The 18,235-nt window shown below is 65.3% G+C and carries 10 protein-coding genes; 3 read left to right on the top strand and 7 right to left on the bottom strand.

The window, feature by feature from the left end; translation table 11 throughout:
* Window positions 1–338 precede the first annotated feature (338 nt).
* Genes ACV7NQ_RS21715 through ACV7NQ_RS21735 form a run of 5 tightly spaced genes read right to left on the bottom strand, consistent with a single transcriptional unit; the run spans window position 339 to window position 14,212 of the window.
* The gene (locus ACV7NQ_RS21715; RefSeq protein ID WP_463361338.1) at window positions 339–10,697 is read right to left on the bottom strand and encodes an amidase family protein; all 10,359 of its coding nucleotides are present in this window, start codon (window positions 10,695–10,697) and stop codon (window positions 339–341) included.
* Window positions 10,694–12,400 (bottom strand): WXG100 family type VII secretion target, encoded by a 1,707-nt coding sequence (locus ACV7NQ_RS21720; protein WP_463361339.1) that lies wholly within the window; start codon window positions 12,398–12,400, stop codon window positions 10,694–10,696. Before ACV7NQ_RS21720 ends, ACV7NQ_RS21715 begins: the two co-directional genes overlap by 4 nt.
* A gap of 21 nt (window positions 12,401–12,421) precedes the next feature.
* Window positions 12,422–12,838, bottom strand: coding sequence for a YbaB/EbfC family nucleoid-associated protein (locus ACV7NQ_RS21725; protein WP_463361340.1), 417 nt, complete (start codon window positions 12,836–12,838; stop codon window positions 12,422–12,424).
* 4 nt (window positions 12,839–12,842) lie between these two features.
* Entirely contained in the window at window positions 12,843–13,529 is a 687-nt protein-coding gene (locus ACV7NQ_RS21730) for a hypothetical protein (protein ID WP_463361341.1), read from the bottom strand.
* Window positions 13,530–13,561: 32 nt separating this feature from the next.
* Window positions 13,562–14,212: a WXG100 family type VII secretion target gene (locus ACV7NQ_RS21735; RefSeq protein ID WP_463361342.1), complete on the bottom strand. Its 651-nt coding sequence runs from the start codon at window positions 14,210–14,212 to the stop codon at window positions 13,562–13,564.
* A 67-nt stretch (window positions 14,213–14,279) separates the two neighbouring features.
* Between ACV7NQ_RS21735 and ACV7NQ_RS21740 the strand changes: the two genes are divergently transcribed.
* On the top strand, window positions 14,280–14,612 hold the full coding sequence (locus ACV7NQ_RS21740; RefSeq protein ID WP_463361343.1) for an IS110 family transposase: 333 nt from the start codon (window positions 14,280–14,282) through the stop codon (window positions 14,610–14,612).
* Window positions 14,613–15,014: 402 nt separating this feature from the next.
* Window positions 15,015–16,007: a WXG100-like domain-containing protein gene (locus tag ACV7NQ_RS21745; protein ID WP_463361344.1), complete on the top strand. Its 993-nt coding sequence runs from the start codon at window positions 15,015–15,017 to the stop codon at window positions 16,005–16,007.
* A gap of 47 nt (window positions 16,008–16,054) precedes the next feature.
* Here ACV7NQ_RS21745 and ACV7NQ_RS21750 read toward each other — a convergent pair whose 3' ends face one another.
* Together ACV7NQ_RS21750 and ACV7NQ_RS21755 are read right to left on the bottom strand one after the other, a co-directional pair.
* Entirely contained in the window at window positions 16,055–16,744 is a 690-nt protein-coding gene (locus tag ACV7NQ_RS21750) for a TetR/AcrR family transcriptional regulator (protein ID WP_463361345.1), read from the bottom strand.
* A gap of 172 nt (window positions 16,745–16,916) precedes the next feature.
* The gene (locus ACV7NQ_RS21755) at window positions 16,917–17,435 is read right to left on the bottom strand and encodes a MarR family winged helix-turn-helix transcriptional regulator (RefSeq protein ID WP_463361346.1); all 519 of its coding nucleotides are present in this window, start codon (window positions 17,433–17,435) and stop codon (window positions 16,917–16,919) included.
* Window positions 17,436–17,583: 148 nt separating this feature from the next.
* On the opposite strand from ACV7NQ_RS21755, the gene ACV7NQ_RS21760 reads away from it, so the two are divergent.
* Entirely contained in the window at window positions 17,584–18,234 is a 651-nt protein-coding gene (locus tag ACV7NQ_RS21760) for a hypothetical protein (protein WP_463361347.1), read from the top strand.
* The last annotated feature ends 1 nt before the right edge of the window (window position 18,235 follow it).

An 18,235-nucleotide genomic window follows, 5' to 3' on the forward strand; every position in this document is an offset into this window, starting at 1 on the left:
CCACCTCAACCCCCGCCGCCACCGCTCCTACCCCCGCGTCGTCAAACGCGCCAGACACAACAGCTTCCGAGTAAAACGCAAGGCAGACAAGGGAACCCGTCACACCGGACCCGCTACCATCCGGCTGGCCAACCAAAGCTGCATCACGCCGACACAACGACGACCATCCGCAAAACCGCAGGTCACAGCTCTACAGGGGGCGAGCTAAGCGGCATTGACTCCTGAACCTGGTCGGCCATGCTTCCGATCCGACAGGACCAGGCTGAACACCACCAACGACATAGCCCAATTAGCCACTCGTACAATCTGACTCGCCGAACAAATGTCTATATTACGTGTTATTGATCTGCAAGCTTTTTAACTACGCGGCCACGCCGAGGAGCTGAAAACCTCTCTGCGGCCGAGGGATTCCCGGGCGGCATCGTGCCCGAAGGCATGCGCCTGGCATTGGGGTGCAGCCTGACCGGTGACTCTTGAACTCCCCGCCACGGGGCGAGGGCCGAGGCCATCGCTGAGAAGCGTGGGTCGGCGGTGCCGTTTTTGAGGATCCAGGATCGTATTTGCCGCATGTAGGGGTAGATATCGCCGGGGCTGCCGTTGCGTGAATAGTGTGCTACGGCAAGCAGAATCGCTGTCTTCGCGGCCTCGACAACGCGAGGATCCGCGAATCGCTCATCACGCTGTTCCGGGAAGTATTCGCGTGCCCACATCAGCTCCGGTTCTGTTTCCAGTCCATGCTCGGTGATGGCGACGGTGGAATCCTTGGGTCCTTGGCCGAATACCTCCATGGCCCAATTTGCCCGATAGTTGAGGAAGGTGAGCCGTTCGTCGTCGGGCAGGAATGAGATTTGCCCGCCCCGCCATTCGCTGGCCGGGAGGTGAAAGATGTGACCTTTTTTGCTCTGTGGATGGGGGTCGTCGGGAGAAATGGTCATCACAGCGTATTCGCCCGAAATATCGGTCGATGGGTAGATCTGCTTCAGCAACTCCTGTGTTCTGCCAATAACGCCGTTGTCCACCACGATGAGTGCGCTGCCGGGTAGTCCAACCTCGAACCCGCGTTCATGCAGGAAGTCGGTGAACCGGCGCAACGAGCCGGGCACCTTTGCGGCTAGTTCCTCCTTCAGCTCCATACGGAACGACTCGCCCAGAGGCAGGGGAGTTCCTGTCACCGCCTCGTAATCCCGCGCCACCATCTCCATCTCTTTCCGGGAGACCTCGACCGGGCGGCATCGCCTCTCGGCGAATACAGGATCCCTGCCCCATGTCGCAGCAAGCATTGGGAGCGCGTCTCGACCCATGTACGCGAACATTGCCCGCAGGTTTTCGCCCACATGTTTGTACATGGGGGGGAGCATGCTGTCAGCGACCCAAGCGTAGAACGGGGCGATGTATTCGAGTGACAGATCGTACACCTCGTTGACCGTGTGTGTGCCGCGGGCGTCCAGTGCGAAGGAGCGAGCGATATCGGCGACGCTGGAAAATGCTTGCTCCGCGGGGATTGTGGGGAAGTTCCGGAGGAACAGTTCGCGCGGCGGCGGGGCGGGGTCGAAGGTGATCTGGACTGGTAGCGGAGAGTGCGACATGGAATCGGCAGTCATGCCGAGCGTGTGGAACTGCTGTTTCACATTGTTGTACTCGTCGGCGCGGCGGACCAGAGTATCAAGATCGAACCGCTGTATGGCGACGGCCAAGCGGCCGATCTCCGGGGATTCCCCCATGTTGCCCAAGCGTCTCAGCTCACCTATTGGATCGTTCTCGCGGCTGTAACGGCGGAACTCGATGGGCCCCGGTATTGCGAGCAATTCACGCAGTTGCGTGCGCAGCTCGGCGCGGTTGTGCCGCGACAGGCTCTGTTCTTCGGGGGTAGTCATCTCGTGTTCGGCATCGAGTTGGCGGACCCAGCGCCCCATCCATTCCGCGACCTCCGAGAGCCTGCCCTTTCGGATCGCTTGCTGCCAGCGGTTGAGATCGCGCACCGGCCACATCTCGGCCTGCACCATCTCCATCGCATCTTGCACCCGCTGCGGAGTCAACATCCGCGGGTCCACTTTGAGCTGTGCGGCCAGTTCAGCGCGACCCTGCTCACTTTCGTGACGCAACCGTTCCAGCTCGGGCGAGCCAGGACCCAACGCGTCCGGATTTATGTCAGGTGGATGTTTACTCGGCGACACCGGATGGATGTCGGGACCGGGTACTGGTCCCCGACTTCCCCCCTGGAACAAGTCAGCTACGGTTTTGGCGGTGTAGCTGGCCTTCCAAGGTGATGGTGCTGTCAGCGCTTCTCTCCGTTTCCGGTCTGCGTCAATCTGATCCAATCCAGGCGTTTTGTTGAGCCGGGCAGCCTCGTCATCACGTAATGCCTGCGCCCGCCGGAGCCTTGCCCCGACCTGATCGGCCGTCTCGCGTATCTCGGCGGAACCATTAGCTGGCCCGGTGTGAGCCGGGCCCGGGTCCTTATCCGGGGTGGCTTCGGGTCGGCGACCCCCGGAAGTACCCGCCCGGGGATTTTCCCCCGCGAGGCTCCACGGTGTTTCGAATCGGCCCTGCCCCGACGCGGCCGCGTTCGTCCCGGCTGCCTCTGCCGGCCGCCCACCGGGCCCCGACCGCGCGGAGCCGCCACGCGGCCCAGCATCCGGCCATGGTGTAGTTGCAGTAGTCCCGCCGTGGCCGGACGGGGATTCGTCGATGACGAACCAGAAAGTCATGGTGTCGTCTGGGTTGGCGTACCAGCCGCTTTCGCGTGTCACTAGGACCCTGATCATGTTCATCGTCAACTCATCGTGGTTCTCCCGAAACCGCACTTCATCATCCCCGTAAATGGGGTTGATTCGCTTGTCGGTGAAGGCGACACGTATTCGGCGGGAACCGGGGTCTCCAGTGATGGTGATGTCGATGTCGACGGTATCGCGGCCGATCGCCTCGGGGATGAGCGACATTCGCTGGACCAGCATGCTGTAGGTGAGGTGGAATCCCTGTCTCGCCTGGTCGACGTGCGATTGTTTCCACCGGTCCTGTTGCAGCCGCGCGGCCAGGTTTTCACTCTCTGTCTCGAGCCACTCGAGCCACTGGGAGCGCGCCGGTTCGGTGGGCTGCGGGTGATGATCGGTCCCCGATACGACCGAGCGCACCTTGTTGATCGTCTCGTCCACCGTGAATGTCCTGCGTGGCCGCCCCAAGACGGGCAGCGCATCGGCGAGCGCGGAATTTAGATAGTAGACGAGGCCGAACGCTTCCCGGCGGTCCAGCGTGCCGGCCCTCGCCAGGTCGGTCATGCGTTTCAGGTCGTGCACCACCCGCGCCACCTGAAGGTACTCGAAATAAGGGCCTCGACCGACGCCCTTATTCCGATGGTGAAAGATCGCTTCTTGGAACGACCAAGGACCGGGTTGAAGCAGACCCGGATCCAGCAGGAACAATTTGGCATCTACCTTTTTTGTGTTTGCGGGTTTTGGGTCGGCGTGGAGCACGCCGAATTTTTCCCATAATGGCAACGCCGAGTAGTCCAGTCCCGGACCGGTGAGCAACCGTTTCGGAAGATCGAAGGCGTCGAATACCGCGCAATACAGTGGATCACTCCGCAGAGACTCGTAGACACCCGCCAGGTATTCGAAACGATGCCGCAGGAGCCCCCTGACGTCTCCCGATTCCGGATGGCCCTCGGGCCAGGGCCCGAGGCTGCTCAACGGCACTCGAAATATTTTCTTGAGTATTCGCTCCAGTTGATCGATGTCCGACTGGTAGAGAGTGCGCACCGGGGGGCCGGTGATGGCGAGGTCGATGGTGCCGTGTTCATCGGCATAGATTGTGCGCTGCACCTGGTCGATGCCCGCGGCGGCGAACGCCGTGAGATTCTTGGTTTTGTTGGGGTAGGGGGCGTAATCGAGCGGCGGGTGCGTGTCATTCTCGACATCCTTTAATACGCCCACAGCGAAACCCGCATACACGTGGTAGGTATCATTGTTCCCTGAATATGATTCGCCATTTTTGATCACCACGTCCCGAACCGCCGCGGCTTGGTCGGCGGTCATGACCCGCCCCGAATCGCCACCGGACCAACGAAATTCCGTCGGCCGGGGGAGATCCCGCAGGGCGGGGTGCGACCGCAACACCGCCCACTCCGTCACATACAGCGGCTCCTCGTCGTCGGGCTGCGCCCCATCCTGACCGGATGGCTGCTTGAGCGCGGCGTCCATGAGTGGGGCATCGACTTCAGCAACGCCCTCCTCCGCCTCGTTCTCAGGCTCGAGTGCCTGACGCACACTCGGAGGCAGCTCACCGGGCGCGCCGCCAGGATCGTGTGCGTCCTCAGGTTCGGGCTGCTGCCCGCCTCCCCGGGTCCAACCACCGCCGGTGGCTTTGAAAACCCCGAGCCCACGCGCCCGCTCGCGCACCGTCTCCCGCTTCATCTCGCCCAAGGGGTCACCGACGCCCACTATCCCGAACGGGAGTCCGCGTCCTGACGCCTGCTGCGCGTTCCCGGCTGCCTCTGCTGGTTGCAGTGGGGCGCCGAGTTCGATGACATCATTGTCCGAGTTCGTATCGCCCGGTCGCGTGGTCGGTTCGGCTTGTCGGCCGGGCGTCGGCCTGTCGGCCCCGCGGTCGTCGGACTCCGTTGGCACGGGTGGCTGGGCGGGGCAGTGACCCGGCGTACTGAGCGGGACAGTGTCCGATCCGGTCCCCACAATGGAGGGGCTCCACGGCGTCGGCCCAGGCCCGGCCGGCGAATCGCGGTCAACGGCCTCCGAGCTCGCAGACCGCGCCACCGCTGGCCGCGACGGTCGATCACCCCGTGGGTCACCGCTGGCCGCCTGCACGAGCGGATCGACGTCCTGGAAGAACTCCACTGGGCTTGGGGGCTGCCCGCCGCCCGGACGAACCGCACTAGGGCCGGCATCCCGGTTTGTATCGGCCGGTTCGCCCGACGCCCCGACGCCCTGTACGTCTCCGGGCGGCGTATCGGTCGGGTCGGCTGCTTGCCCATCATTCACGTCTTCGGGGTGGACCCGTCCTCGATGCGGAGGCACCGGTCCGGCGATGCCACCCGCAAGCGGCCCGCCTTCGGCCGGGGCTTTCCGATTCGGCGTGGAGCCACTGACAGGGAACGACGGGTCCATTTCCGCGCGGACATGCTCGTTGCTCACGGGGCGGGGCTCGTCGGAGTCAGAGGACTTCTCGGCAGCAATACCCCTGCCCAGCTCAAGGCCGTGGTCCCGTGCCGGCGAGGTACCGTCGTACATCGCTGGGTTCACCTCGGAGGGCGGGCGCCACGCATGTGCTGCCTGCTCGTAGGCGTACCCGAGGGCCAGCAGCGAAGCCTCGGTGTACGCGGTGCCGACGAGGGTCATTCCGGACGGCTGGCCGTTGTCCGGGTCGTACCCGATTGGCAGCGCGACGGACGGGTACAGGGCCCGGGCGCTGAGCATGGCTCCACCGTTTCCGATGAACAGCAGTGCATCCAGCCGGTTTGCGGCGAGCGTGGCGTCGATCCGATCCCGCGCCATCGCGATACCGGTGTCGCGGTTGATCTGGTACTCCGCCTTCACCGCGGGATCGTCCAGGTCGGTGTCGTTGGATTTGGTCAGCAATGTTTGCCCGAACTCGACCGCGCCGTCATGGGCCAGGTTGAACCGGATTACGTCGTCCAGCGTCTTCATCGGCGCATCCGCGGGCAACCGGGCCGTGTACCGGGGGAAGTCTCGCTTGAACTCGTAGCTCAAGATGCTCGACGGCAGCCCGGTGCTGCTGACCGTGACCGGCAGCAGGGTCGCACCCTGGGCGCTGAGCACCGCCTGCGCGTTTGTGAACGAGGTCAGCAGGTTACCGGTCTCTGTCGTGGCGACCACCCCGATCCGCTTGCCGCGCAGCGCGTCGGTCGACAGTCCCGCGGTGTAGTCGGCGCCTGCCATGCCGACGCTGGCTGCGGTGGCAGGGTCTTCCGGGTCGACTCCGGTCATCGCTGTAAGCAGCACGGCTGCGTCGTACACCGAGCGGGCGATCGGGCCCGCAGTGTCCTGGGTAGCCGAGATCGGCAGTATTCCGGTTCGGCTCACCAGGCCGACCGTGGGTTTCACCCCGACCACCGAGTTGGCCACCGACGGGTAGATGATCGAGCCGAAGGTCTCGGTACCGAGAGTCATCGCAGCCAGCGCGGCTACCGCCGCCACCGCTGACCCGGAGCTGGACCCGCTAGGGTCAAGCTCCGGATTGTACGCGTTGAGCACCTGCCCACCGAGCGCGCTGTAGCCGTTCGGCATCCATTCCGTGGTGATGAAGCCCGCGAACTCGGTCAGGTTGGTCTGGCCGAGGATCACCGCGCCGGCCGCTCGCAGCCACTGCACCACGAACGCGTCGCCGCGCGGGAACGAGTCGCGTAACGCGAGCGCGCCTGCGGTGGTGGCCAGCCCGGCCACGTCGAAATTGCCCTTGACCAGCAATGGGATCCCGTGCAGCGGCCCGCGAACGTAGCCGCGTCGGCGCTCCGCATCCAGCCGTTCGGCATCCTTCACTGCGTCCGGGTTCAGTATCAGGACCGCGTTCAGGCGTGGGCCCTCGCTATCCACCGCCCGGATCCGACGCTGGTACGCTTCGACCAGCTTCACCGAGGTGACCCGGCCATCGACCATCGCATGCTGCAGCGTGTCGCTGCCAGCACGTTCCAGGTCGATGGCGAGTTCAGGCGCGGGCCCGGCATCCGGCGGATCGATGCGGGCGGGTGCGCTGGCACCGGGCGGCCCGCGAAAGGCATTTTCGACCGGAATCGACGGGAAGTCGGCCCCGCCTGCCGATGCCTGGGCGATTGGGGTTGGGCGGATCGTCTGGACTGATCGCTTGGGTGGGGGTGCCAGTTGCGTGGTTGGCAGTCCGCCCACGTTGGGGATGGCGGTGTTGGGGAGGTATTCGAGGCTGTCGGGGTGGAGTTGGGGGCGGTTGGTCGGATCTTGTGGTGCGCCGGGGGTGTTCGGGTCCGGGGGAGTGGCGTAGCGGGCGGATGAGGGGGACTCGTCTGGGCCTTTCTCGGTGGCGGGCAGGTGAGTTGCGGGTTCGGCCTGGTCGCGTGGCAACGCTGGTTCGACGTCCGGTGCCTTTGGGGTCTTCGGGTCGTCGGCATCGTTCGGGTCGGGTACGGGGTTCGGTGGCTGTGGGCGTTGGACCAGAGGCGTGGCCGGCGGCTCTGTCGGTACTGAGGAAGGCAGGTGCGGGTTGACGGGTATGGCTTTTTCTGGCGGGCCGTCGGGCGGGATCGGTACGCCGGGGTTCGTGTAGATGGTGCCCGGCCCCTTGATGAAGTTCGGAGGCCTTTCCATTGGCAAGTCATCGGGCCGTTTGTTCGGGTCGGAATATTCGGGTGGTGTGCCAGTCGGTATCCAAGCTGGTTTTGGGCCGGGAAACTGCTCGGGTTCGCTCTGGGGTTCGTCGGTGTCCACATTGGTTGGTCCACTGTTGGCCCTGAACGGTTGCATCGCGGTCATCGGTGTGCCCGTGGTATCGGGGTTGGGGTGCGGGCTCGATGTCAGTGGCCTGGTTGGTGGTATCGGTGTGGTCGCCGTCGGGTGCGCGGCAGGACTGTTCGTGTCGATATTGGAGTGCGCTGGAGTCGATGGCGTGAGGTCGGATGCGGTGTGTGTGTTTGAATCGGCTGTGGGGTGTGTTGTTGCCGCGTTCGACGCGGATGTCGGCGGGTTCGTATGTGCTGCAGTGGGGTTGGGTTCGGCGATGCCTGCGGATGCGAAGTCTGCTGTGGGTGTTGGGCTCGGGTGTGGTGTAGATGAGTTCGGGTGTGCCGCAGTGGGTTCGCTGATGGTTGCGGGTGCGGTGTCGGGTGTCGCCGTGGGTGTGGCTCTTGGATGCGGTGTCGCCGAGTTCGGTTGTGTTGTAGGCATGTTCGTGTTGGTCGCGTGATCGACTGAACTCGCGGGTGGTGTGGGTTCAGCGGACCGTGGCGAGCCCACCAGTGGAACGTGGGTGTTCGTGTCGGGTGGTGTTGTCGATGGCGTGCTCTCGTGGACGGGTGTCGGCGAAGGCGTGTGCGCGGTGGCCGAGTCCGCAGGGGTGGGGTCGGATGGCGTCGGGGGTGTGCTGCCGCGACTGGAACGCGGTGGGTTTGCCGGTTCTGCGGGGGTGTGGGCACCCTGTTCCAGCTCACGCCTGAAATCCGCCACGATGTTGTCGAAATCGAGGTTAAGGAGGTTGTCTCGTTTGAGGAGCTCCAGGCCGGCGAGGTTGTCGTCCGGTGCTGGCCCTGTGGGTGTTTGTCCGGTTGCCAGTCGTAGTGCTGGTTGTTGGGGGGCTGCGTCGGGTGCGGCTCTGAACCGGATCGCGTGGGCGCTGAAGACGTGGGGTGAGACCTTGGCCAGCCATTGCCCGACCGCGTCGGGTAGGCGGGTCTTGGTCACGTCGCTGCGTTGTCCTTGTGCGTCGACTTTCCAGTGTTGGACGTGGTCACCGGAAAACTGACGGACGGTGTCGCCGACTTGTTCGTGGAGCACGACTTGGCCGTCGGTGTTCCTGTAGAACACGACCGCATGCGCCCCGGCATCGTTTTTGAACTGCAGACCGGCCGAGAGGGTGTCGCCGGTGTTTTTGACGTGGGCGGCCATTGCTTCTGTCGAGGGGAACAGTTCCCAATCCGCGTGGTGTGCTTGCGCATACAGCTCACCAGGGACTCCCTGTGGACCGGCCTTGGCGAGTATCGAGGGATCGATATTTGGGTTCCGGGTCACCTTCGCGGTCTGGGTCGCCGCTTCGAGGGCGCAGTTACGTGTGCCTGCGTCCACTTGATGGGCGGGCACCAACTCCCAGCCCCCGGGTGCGCCCTCGGCGATCGTTGCACCGTTATCGGGCCCGCCCGGGTGTGACGAATCACCCGGTAGGGTCCCCGATTCCGTCGGATGACCCTGTTGGCCGCCGGGCGGGGGCCCAGCCCCGGGCGCGGGGACGTCTGCGGGCGCGGGGACGTGGGCGGGTGCGGGGGTGTGGGTGGGGTCCCCGACCTGGCTGCTGGTGTGCTCGACCGGCCCACCCGATGCGGTGGTCCCGGATTCGGTGGGCGGTGCTTGCATGGGATGGTGACGTTGCCCGCCCGGGGCTTCCGTGGTGTCGGCGCCGGTCTTGCCCGGGTTTGTGGTGGTGGCGCCGGGTTCGGTGCTGTGTGCCTGCCCGGTCGCTGGATGCCCGGCCGACAAGGCTGGTTCGGCCGTGAAGCCGGGACTTTTGACGGGACTTTCCCCGTAGATGGGTGTGCCCGAGTCTTTGATCTTCGCGAACAGCAGATCGGCAGGGCCCTTGAATGCGCGCCCGGGCCCCGAGGGTGTCCCGCCCGGGGGTGTCGCGCCCGAGCCTGATGGCGGGCGCGGCGCATCCGGTGAACCATGTTGCGGGCCTGCCGGTTTCCCCGGCGCTGTAGGGTCTGCGCCACCGTTCGCGGCCGCGAGTTCGCGCAGGGATTCGGCGTGGGCCATCGCTTGCAGTTCCTCGGGGGAGGTTTTCCGCCACTCACTTGGCCGGGGAGGCGAGGCGCCCTCGGCGGGGACGACCTCGCCGGGTCGCGGTGGGTTGTTCTTGTTGGGGGCGAAGCTGTTTATGGCGTCTTGTTCGGGCCCCGGGCGCATTTCCCCGGCGAGCGTGACGGGGATTTCGTTGATCTGTCGCACAAGTTCCGGGTCCGGTCGTGGTGCCTGGCCCTCACCGGCCCCCGGTAGTCTCTCCGGGGCCACCGTCGCCTCCCGCCCGACCGGTACCCGCCCGGCGAGGTCCCCACCAACCGGGACACCGGCCGGGACCCCGGTGCGGGCGGCCCGCGCCGCGGAACCGACGGCGCTGGCGATACCGGACGCGGCTCCGGTGATCGCCATCTGCGCCAGATTCTTGCTTGTTACCGGAGTCCCTGTCAGCCATGACGCGGTCAACCCGCCAGCAACACCGCCGGCACTACCGGCGACAGCACCGGTGGCCGCCACCGCCAGCACCCGCCCACCCATCCGTTGGACTACAGGCGCGACTACTCGCCCGACCTCACCAGCAGCGAAACCACCCACAGCCCCCGCGGCCGCATACACCCCCACCTGACCCCAATCCATCGATGTGCGACGCCCGGGCTCACCTCGTCCCTGCATGATCTGGAGGTATTCGGCACCCGCATACGACCCGCCCCCCAGCACCGCACCCGGTAAACCGGTACGCAACGCCACCGCGAAATGCGGATGCCTGGCGAAGAACGTGGCACGCTCGCCACCCAACCGGACCACATCATCAGCCCGCGCTAAATTCATGGTGGCCTCGGTTTCGACACGATCCAGGGGCACCTTCGCCGCAGCGCCGATCGCCAAATCCACCAGCACCCACGCCAGCAGGGTGATCCCCGCAGCCCACACCAAATAGATTTCCAACTCGAGTGAATTGGCGTTGCCGTACATCAGTTTCGCCATGCTGTCGCAGTAGTCGATCATCGACTGCACATCGGCAGACTGCTGCCGCAACTGCTCACGAATCGCGTCGCCGGTGCTACCGCCGATCGCCGCAGCGGCCTGGGCAGCGGCCAACTCCGCCAACCTGTCGCGCTTCACAACCAGCTGCTGCGCCGGTTCCGCCCACCCGTCGGCGATGCGCCGTAGCGCGGCCGGGTTCCCCACCGGCATATGCCCGAGGACCAGATCCCGGATCCACGGGAACATTCCCGGTGGAAATTCCAGATTCACCGGGTACTCGACCGCTCTCGCGCATGTTCCACCACAAGCCGATGCAGCGCCTTCGCCGGCCCGCACGCATCCTCGCCACGCAACTCGACCTCGGTGAACCCTGCCACCACAGCCTCACGCGGATTAAACCGGCCGCCAATGATGCTGCGGCCACCCAACTGCGCACGCCACCCCCGGTAACCAGCCACCACCCCCGCTAACGTCTGGGCCCCCGCCCACGGGCCACTGATCCGCCGGTACTCGGTGATCAACGACCGCTGCGCCAGCTGCCGGGGCTGGCGGCCCGCTCCGGCTTCGAGGATCCGGCCCAGATCCGCGACGACGGTCGAATACATCGGCCGCGCTTCGGATCCGGGGATCGGCTTACCTGATCGCTGTGTAGCAGAGAGCATTTCGGTGAGTTTGGCGGGATCGGCCACGGTGTTGGGATCGAGCAGGATCCACGCCGCTGTCTTCGCCCCTTCCGTCTTCGCCCCTTCCGTCTTACCGGTCGGCCGATCCCATGTCACCCGGGATGTTTCGCCGGGATCGAGTTGGGTGATCTCGATCCCGCCCAGGTCGAGGAACGGGTACTTCCCGAGGATGTCGTCGAGGGCCGCGGCGATCTCGTGGACGGTGGTTTCCGTGATGCCTGAGGTGTCGAACCCGACGACGCGCAGGCCGTACCTGGCGGCAAGTGCCCGCGCTGCGGCCAGGGCTGCGTTGTCGGTCGCGACCTGGATGCCGGCCGGTTTGACCGATACACGTTTCGGGTTGCGGGAGTTGCTATCCCGGCGTGACGGGGCGGGTTTCGCCGCACCGGGTTGGGCGTCGTTGCGGCGTGGCGCGATAGCCTGACCGGGCGTGCCAGAGCCGGGAGCCGACCACGGTGTGCCGGCGACGTTCCGCGGCACGGGCGTCGCGGCTTGTCGACTCGACCATGGTGTGCCCGCTGCGCGGGTCGTCGCCGGGCGGGCACCAGCGGGGGCAGGCGCGGCGGCGGCCGGGGTAGCAGTGCCCTGGGCGGCTTGGGGTGTGCCGCCCGCAACGGCCTGCGGTGTGCTGCCCGGGGCGGCTTGCGGTGTGCTGCCCGGGGCGGCTTGCGGTGTGGCGCCGGGGGCGGTGGCGCTCGGGTCGAGCTGCCCGCCGTCGGGTGTTTGCGAGCTATCGACCGGGTTGGTGCCGGTGGATCCCGGTTGCTGGGACACATTCGGGTGCCCGGCGGGCTGGTATCCCGGCTGCCCGGATACGACGGGGGAGCCCGACGACCCCGCAGACGCGGTGTTGTTGTTGGTGTTGGACCGAGGAACGGAGGCCGACGGCACCGATTGCGGTGCCGAACCATTCTGTGCTACCGGCAGCCCGACCGGCGGGCTGGTCGAGGGGAGCCCGGTCGAACCGGAGCCGTTGTGCCCGGCCGCGTTGACCTGGCTGGCGTTTTGCTGGTCTTGGTTGTTGAAAGTCTTTGTGGCATTAGCGATCCCGTCACTCAACCCGCGCATGTTGTCGACCAGGTTCTGGAAGCCCGTCAGTCCCTTCTTCGCTTCCGGCTCGTAGGTGTCGCCGATGACCAGTCCCGGCTGGTCTTTGCCCCAGGCCGCACCCTCCCGGTGCAGGGTGTCTTTCAACTGGGTCAGGTCCTGCTGCGCGGAATCGGCCAGCGCGGCGAGTTCGTTGACCAGCGCCTGCGCCAGGTCGGTATCAACGTGCAACGAATCACTCATGCCCGGCAACCCCTCAAACCCTCACCGGTCGTGCCCTGGTTCGCGGGGCTCACGCAAGCTGGGTGCCCCTGGCACCAGATCCGACAGATCCGGCATCGCGCCGATGGCAACGGTGACCGGCGCCATCATTTCCCGGGTTTGCTCGCGCGCCAGCCGCGCCGCCTCCCGTGCTGCCTCGGTCACCGACCGGCCGAGTTGCTGCGGGGTGCTACGCACGGCTTCGATGGTGAACTGCACGTCGGTGACGACGCCGCCGGCGTCGGTGGTCACCTCCACCAGGCCATCGGCCGACTTCGCGGTGCACCGGGCCGCGTCCAATTTCTCCCCGACCTCCGACAGGAGGGCGCGCTGTTCGTCGAGCTGGTTGAGGATGTGGTCGACCTGGTTGCGCATGCCGTTGTTGGCTGAGCGCAGCCCTTCCCGCTCCCAGTCATCCATCGCCTCACCCTCCTGCGATCTGGTCTGAGGCCACCGCGCCGTGGCGTTCGGTGAACCGCTGCTGGAACTCGGCCTGGTAAATCCCGGGCGCGATGGATGACGACGAAGCCTCGAGCACGCCGTCGTCGCCGATGTAGAAGATCGCCCGGCCGATCGCGATGTGCCCTTCCGGCACCGGCACATACACCATCCAGCCGACGCTGAACCGCTCGGCGATCAACGCCGTCAACGGATATCCCGTGGTATCCAGTCCCCGCCCCATGATGTAGTCCCGGACCCGGGAGATCGCCTCAGCCGCCGGCATCCGCTGCGGGGCCGGTGTTACCAGACCGGCGAGCGAGTACTGGTAGAGCACCTGCGGGCTGAATAGCTGTCCCGGCGGGAACGGATCCTCGCCGTAGTCGTACTCGATCTCGATTTCGCCGGAAACGGCCAGCACCACCAGTATTCGCCACCACGGTCCCGCACCCGACCGCGCCGCGATCGCCCGCTGCTCCCGGACGATCGTGAATATCTCCTCCGATGGTGTCATCGACACCGTTTGCTCGCCAACGGAATACACGACATGACCGACTTCGGCCACCGTCTTCGCGAAGACCGCGTCCGCCTGATGCCAGCCCACAGGAGCTTCTGCCGCCAATGCGCGGGCGAGCGGGTGTTCGGAGTTCAGCTCACTCGATTCGCCTGCCACCCAATCCTCCTTGCCGCACACCTTCGGCATGCTCAAATAGCTCTCGGCTGGACCTGCGCGAAGAACCGCGACCCCGACGTCGCCGACCGGTGAACCCGGCTGCTGCCAGGGCCGTTCAGCACCGACGGTTCGGCGTGCCCGGTGAGCACGCGGCCAACCGAGTGGACACGTCGCAGGTGTCGGCGATACCGGTGTTCATGCCCTGGCCCGCGGCCGGGCTGTGCGCATGCGCGGCGTCGCCTGCCGTTGGTGTTCGACTGAGAACCGTAGGAGGATGGCACTGATCGGGGCGTGGAACCGTTGTGCGCTACCGGCTGCTGGACCGCAGGGCTGGTCGACGGGAGCCCGGTCGAATCGGAGTCGTTGTTCTGCCCGATCGTGCTGATCTGGCGGGCGATTGCCTGGTCCTGATTGGCGAAAGTCGTTGTGACGCCGACAATCCCGTCGCTCAACCCACGCAGGTTGTCGACCAGGTTCTGGAAGCCCGTCAGGCCCTTCTTCGCCTCCTGTTGGTAGGTGTCGCCGATGATCCGTCCCGGCTCGTCGTTGCCCCAGCACGCACGCTCCCGCTGCAGGGCGTCCTTCAACTGGGCCAGATCCTGCCGTGCGGCATCGGCCAGCGCGGCGAGTTCGTTGACCAGCGCCTGCGCCTGGTCGGAATCTATGCGCAACGACTCACCCATACACCCGGAACCCTTCAACCATCACCAGCGGAACCGGGAACGTGATTGTCCGTGACCGGATCATCGTATGGCGGGGTTGTGCACGGGCTGTGCATGTGATGGCGGGAGTGTGAGAGTTGCTTTGCGTCAACGGATTTGGATTGGGATCGATGTCGGCAAGGCCAGCCATCATGTGTGCGTGGTCGATGAGACCGGCACGGTGTGCTGGTCGGGCAAGTTCGGCAACGACCAGAAAGGGATCGAGTCGGTGATCGATCGGGCGCGTAAGACCGGCGTCGAGTTGCGGTGGGTGATCGATCCGACCAGCCCGCTGGCCGCGTTGCTGCCGGTTGCCTTCGACTACTCCAACCGGTCGCCGCTGATCCTGGTCACCGGACTGTGCACCCCCGCCGAGATCTGAGCCGCCGGAATCAGCGGTGCCGCGACACATCTCATCGAGAGCAAGGTCTGACCCGGAACCATCGACACCAGCGCCGCGGCTGTCGTTGCCGCCGGTGAGCAGGACATCGTGGTGCCGGCAGAAGCAGCCACAGCGTCGATCAAGCGGCTGGTCGGTCTGCTGCCTTTCGCGCTCTGGCAGGTCGAGTTCCGTCACCTGTTCACGATAGCAGTTGACGTAGAGCGGCAATAAATTTATAGTAACATAAATATTATGTTGACTGGGCGAGGTGCGAGATCGACGCAACCTCGTGCGCTTCGCTGGTGAGGAATCGGTCGATGGTGCGGCATCGTCGGAACCGTGTCGTTATCGTTCGCGAAGGAGAAAGAGCACCCTGATTCGAAGTCTGTCGAGGATCCGGCTGTGTCCGTAGAGATTCCCCGTGAGGTCGCGTTCTTCCTCGACATTTGCGGTGTCCCTTATCCCGATATCGACGAAGGCGACGTGTGCCAGCTTGTCGGCATGGTGCGTGTCTTCGCTGCAAACATCAAGAACACCTACGCATCCACGTCCGGCGTCGTCAAGGACATGGCATCGGTCTATTCCGGATACTCATGCGAGCGACTGGTCGCCACCTGGGCCGCTTTGAGTTCGACGTATGTGGTCGAGCTCGACTGGGCGTGCAAGGTTGTGGCGGAGGCATTGGATGTGGCGGCGGAGGTGATCGCCGTGGTGAAGGCCGTGGTCCTGATCGAACTCGCGGCGTTGGCTGCAAGTTACGCGGCTGTCATGGCTACGCCCGGCTTGGCCGGTGTCGGCGAAGCGGTCACTGTGGCGGCGCGGCGGCTGTGTGATCAGATGCAGCAGTGCCTGGTGGGTTACGTCGTTGCCGGTGTGATTGCCGAGGCCCTGGAACTTCTGGAGTACACCATCGACAGGATGATCAACGGGGTCGACGTCGCGAGCCGTGCCCTGGGAGTGTCACCACCCGACAGGTCGTTCGTGGTGCCCCAGCACATCGAGCCCGACGAGCTTAAGGGCTACGCCAGGGTGCTCGACGATTATGGCGACGAGATCATCAGACATGTCGTGAACTTCGCCGACGACGTGGCGAAGCTGGAGTTCACCACACCCGGCCGGTTCCACAGCATCGACAGTCCCGGTGGGGTGAAGCGCGGCAGAATTCCGCCTGCGTCGACCGACCTGCCGCGGATCACCGCAGACCCACCTGCATCTGTCGCTCCGACAGGCTCTTCGGAGTCTGTGCGTGGGATCTCCGGCCCCCGATCGACGGATGCGGTGGCAGTCGGCGCTGGACCCGCGACCGCGAACGTCCCGGCCACGGGCATCCACAGCTCGGTGCTGCTGTCTAGCGGCGAGTTCGCGACTGTCGCTGACGTGGACCACCACCGCTGAGCGCCCCGGGGTCGAACCTCACTCGATAACATCGGTGCGGCCGGACCTCAATCCGTTGCCCGTTTCTTCCTGTCGCGACGGTCGGCAGGGGGTGCGGAGACTTGTTCTGGATAGCTCGTCAGCCCGTGTTCGAGTAGTTCTAACGCGCGCTTACCTTGGGTGAGCATGTCCTGGATCAGTGGTTGTCCGCGTCTGCCTGCCAGCACCTCGCGATGCAAATACGCTTTCAACCCTCGTTGGACGCCCATCAACGCGTTGGCCACAACCCAAGGTGTGATGTCGCCTTCGCGTGTATCGGTCTCCTCAATCAGCAGCTTGGCTAGCTTGCTGGTGTATTCGTCGAGCAGTTGCCGCTCGCGAGCCTGCAACGCCGTGCTGTCTGCCGCCATCCGTGCCGCCGACGCGAGCCGCTCGATTGCCTCGGGGTCACTGTCGGCCAGCAAGCCGTTCGGTTGCACCACGAACTCGGCGAACGCGGTGAGCACAGACACTCCCCGCGGCCGAGCGCTGATCGCCTCCAGTAGGTCAGCCCCGAAGTCCTCCATCCCACTGAAGACCAGCGCTTCCTTGGTGCGGAAGTAGTTGAACACGGTTGCCTCGGAAACTTCTGCTGCTCGGGCGATTTCGGCCACTGCCACGTTGTCGAAGCCGCGCTCGGCGAACAACGCCAGTGCGGTCTCGGTGATCAGCTGCCTGGTCCGCTGCTTCTTGCGCTCTCGTAGGCCGAGTTCCGTCACACATTCACGATAGCAGTTGACGCGCTTGTCGCACTAAGTTTATTGTGACTCTAAATTTGTGCCGACGGTAATGGGAGTGACTATGTGACGACAGTGGCCGTGCGGGCCGGTCGATCCGTACTTGGCGGAACCGCGACGGCGGCGGGAGGGCGTGCCGCAGTGATGCGGCAGGTCATTTCGGCGTCCCGCTGGGGGGTATTCGTTGATATCCGGGGTGCACGCCGGGGGTTAGGTGCTGTTGCTCGGCGATGCGTTCGAGCAGGGTGGCGAGTTGTTGGTATTCGTTGCTGTTGAGGCTTGCGAGCAGGTCGGTCTCGTGGGTTTTGGCTAGTTGCCACATCTGAGCCAGTTGTTGCTGGGCGGCGGGGGTGAGGTGGAGTTCGTGGTTGCGGCGGTCGGTGGGGCTGCGTCGGCGTTCGACCAGGCCTTTGCTGTCGAGGCTATCGATGAGGGTGACGACGCGGCTGGGGACTACGCCGAGTTGGGTGGCCAGTGCGCGTTGGCTGAGGCCCGGGTTGGTGGCGATCAGCCGGAGTAGGCCCACATCCGGGGGTGTGAGGCCGAGGTCGGCGATGCGTTCGGCGAATCGTTGGGCCGCGTGCGCGCCGATCTGGGCGAGCAGGAATGCCACCGCGCGTGGCGGGTTCGGTGGTGGTGTGTGGTTTTCGCCCTCTTGCCTTGCTTCGGTCACTGCGCTAGCGTACACACCACGCAATCGTTCATTATAGTGAATGATTCAGTAAAGAGAATGGACTGGTATGGCGCAATCGCCACCCTTGCCCGGGCAAACGCGACATCGGCAATCGCCATCCGAACCGCCACTCGGCGTGCTCGCCATCATGACCACCGCCCTGTTCGTGGCCGGGCTCATCATCAGTACCGTGCTTGCCGGAGGCGACATATTTCCGTCACCGTTCGGATCGGCCGCCGATGCGCTGGCGTATTTCTCCACCCACCCCGATGCCGTTCGGGTCGGTGCGACACTGCAGTTTGCAAGCACGATCCCGCTGGTGATCTACGCGGCGACCGCGGCAGCCCGGCTGAACACCCTCGGCCTGCGGGCAACGGGCGCCACTGTGACCCTCGCAGGCGGCGTGCTCGCTGCGGCGTTCCTTGCCTGCTCCGCCATCGTCACCTGGGTGTTGACCGTGCCGGAAGTCATCGCGGACCCGGCGTTGGTGCGGGCCCTGCATACTCTCGCGTTTCTCCTCGGCGGCCCGGGCAATGTCGTCTCGGCCGGCCTGCTCATCGTGGGGTTGGCACTGTCTGGCGTGCTCGGACAGGCGTTCGGGCCACGGCTGGGCTGGAGCGGGGTGCTGATCGGGGCGATCGCTGGACCGACCATCCTCACCTTCACCCTCACCGGCGCGGCATTTCTGCTGCCAATTGCCCGATTCGCAGGACTGGCGTGGCTGATCGCCGCGGGTTTCGTACTGCCGACGCATCGCCCACACCCGACCGCTGTCATCGACCGGAACGAAACGGAGTGAA

Source organism: Nocardia sp. Tas62D01 (genome assembly GCF_055232035.1).

Coding starts and splice junctions, on each gene's coding strand:
- ACV7NQ_RS21725 (WP_463361340.1), bottom strand. CDS start 12,838: ATGGATGACTGGGAGCGGGAAGGGCTGCGCTCAGCCAACAACGGCATG.
- ACV7NQ_RS21740 (WP_463361343.1), top strand. CDS start 14,280: ATGGCGGGGTTGTGCACGGGCTGTGCATGTGATGGCGGGAGTGTGAGA.
- ACV7NQ_RS21760 (WP_463361347.1), top strand. CDS start 17,584: ATGACCACCGCCCTGTTCGTGGCCGGGCTCATCATCAGTACCGTGCTT.
- ACV7NQ_RS21720 (WP_463361339.1), bottom strand. CDS start 12,400: ATGAGTGATTCGTTGCACGTTGATACCGACCTGGCGCAGGCGCTGGTC.
- ACV7NQ_RS21735 (WP_463361342.1), bottom strand. CDS start 14,212: ATGGGTGAGTCGTTGCGCATAGATTCCGACCAGGCGCAGGCGCTGGTC.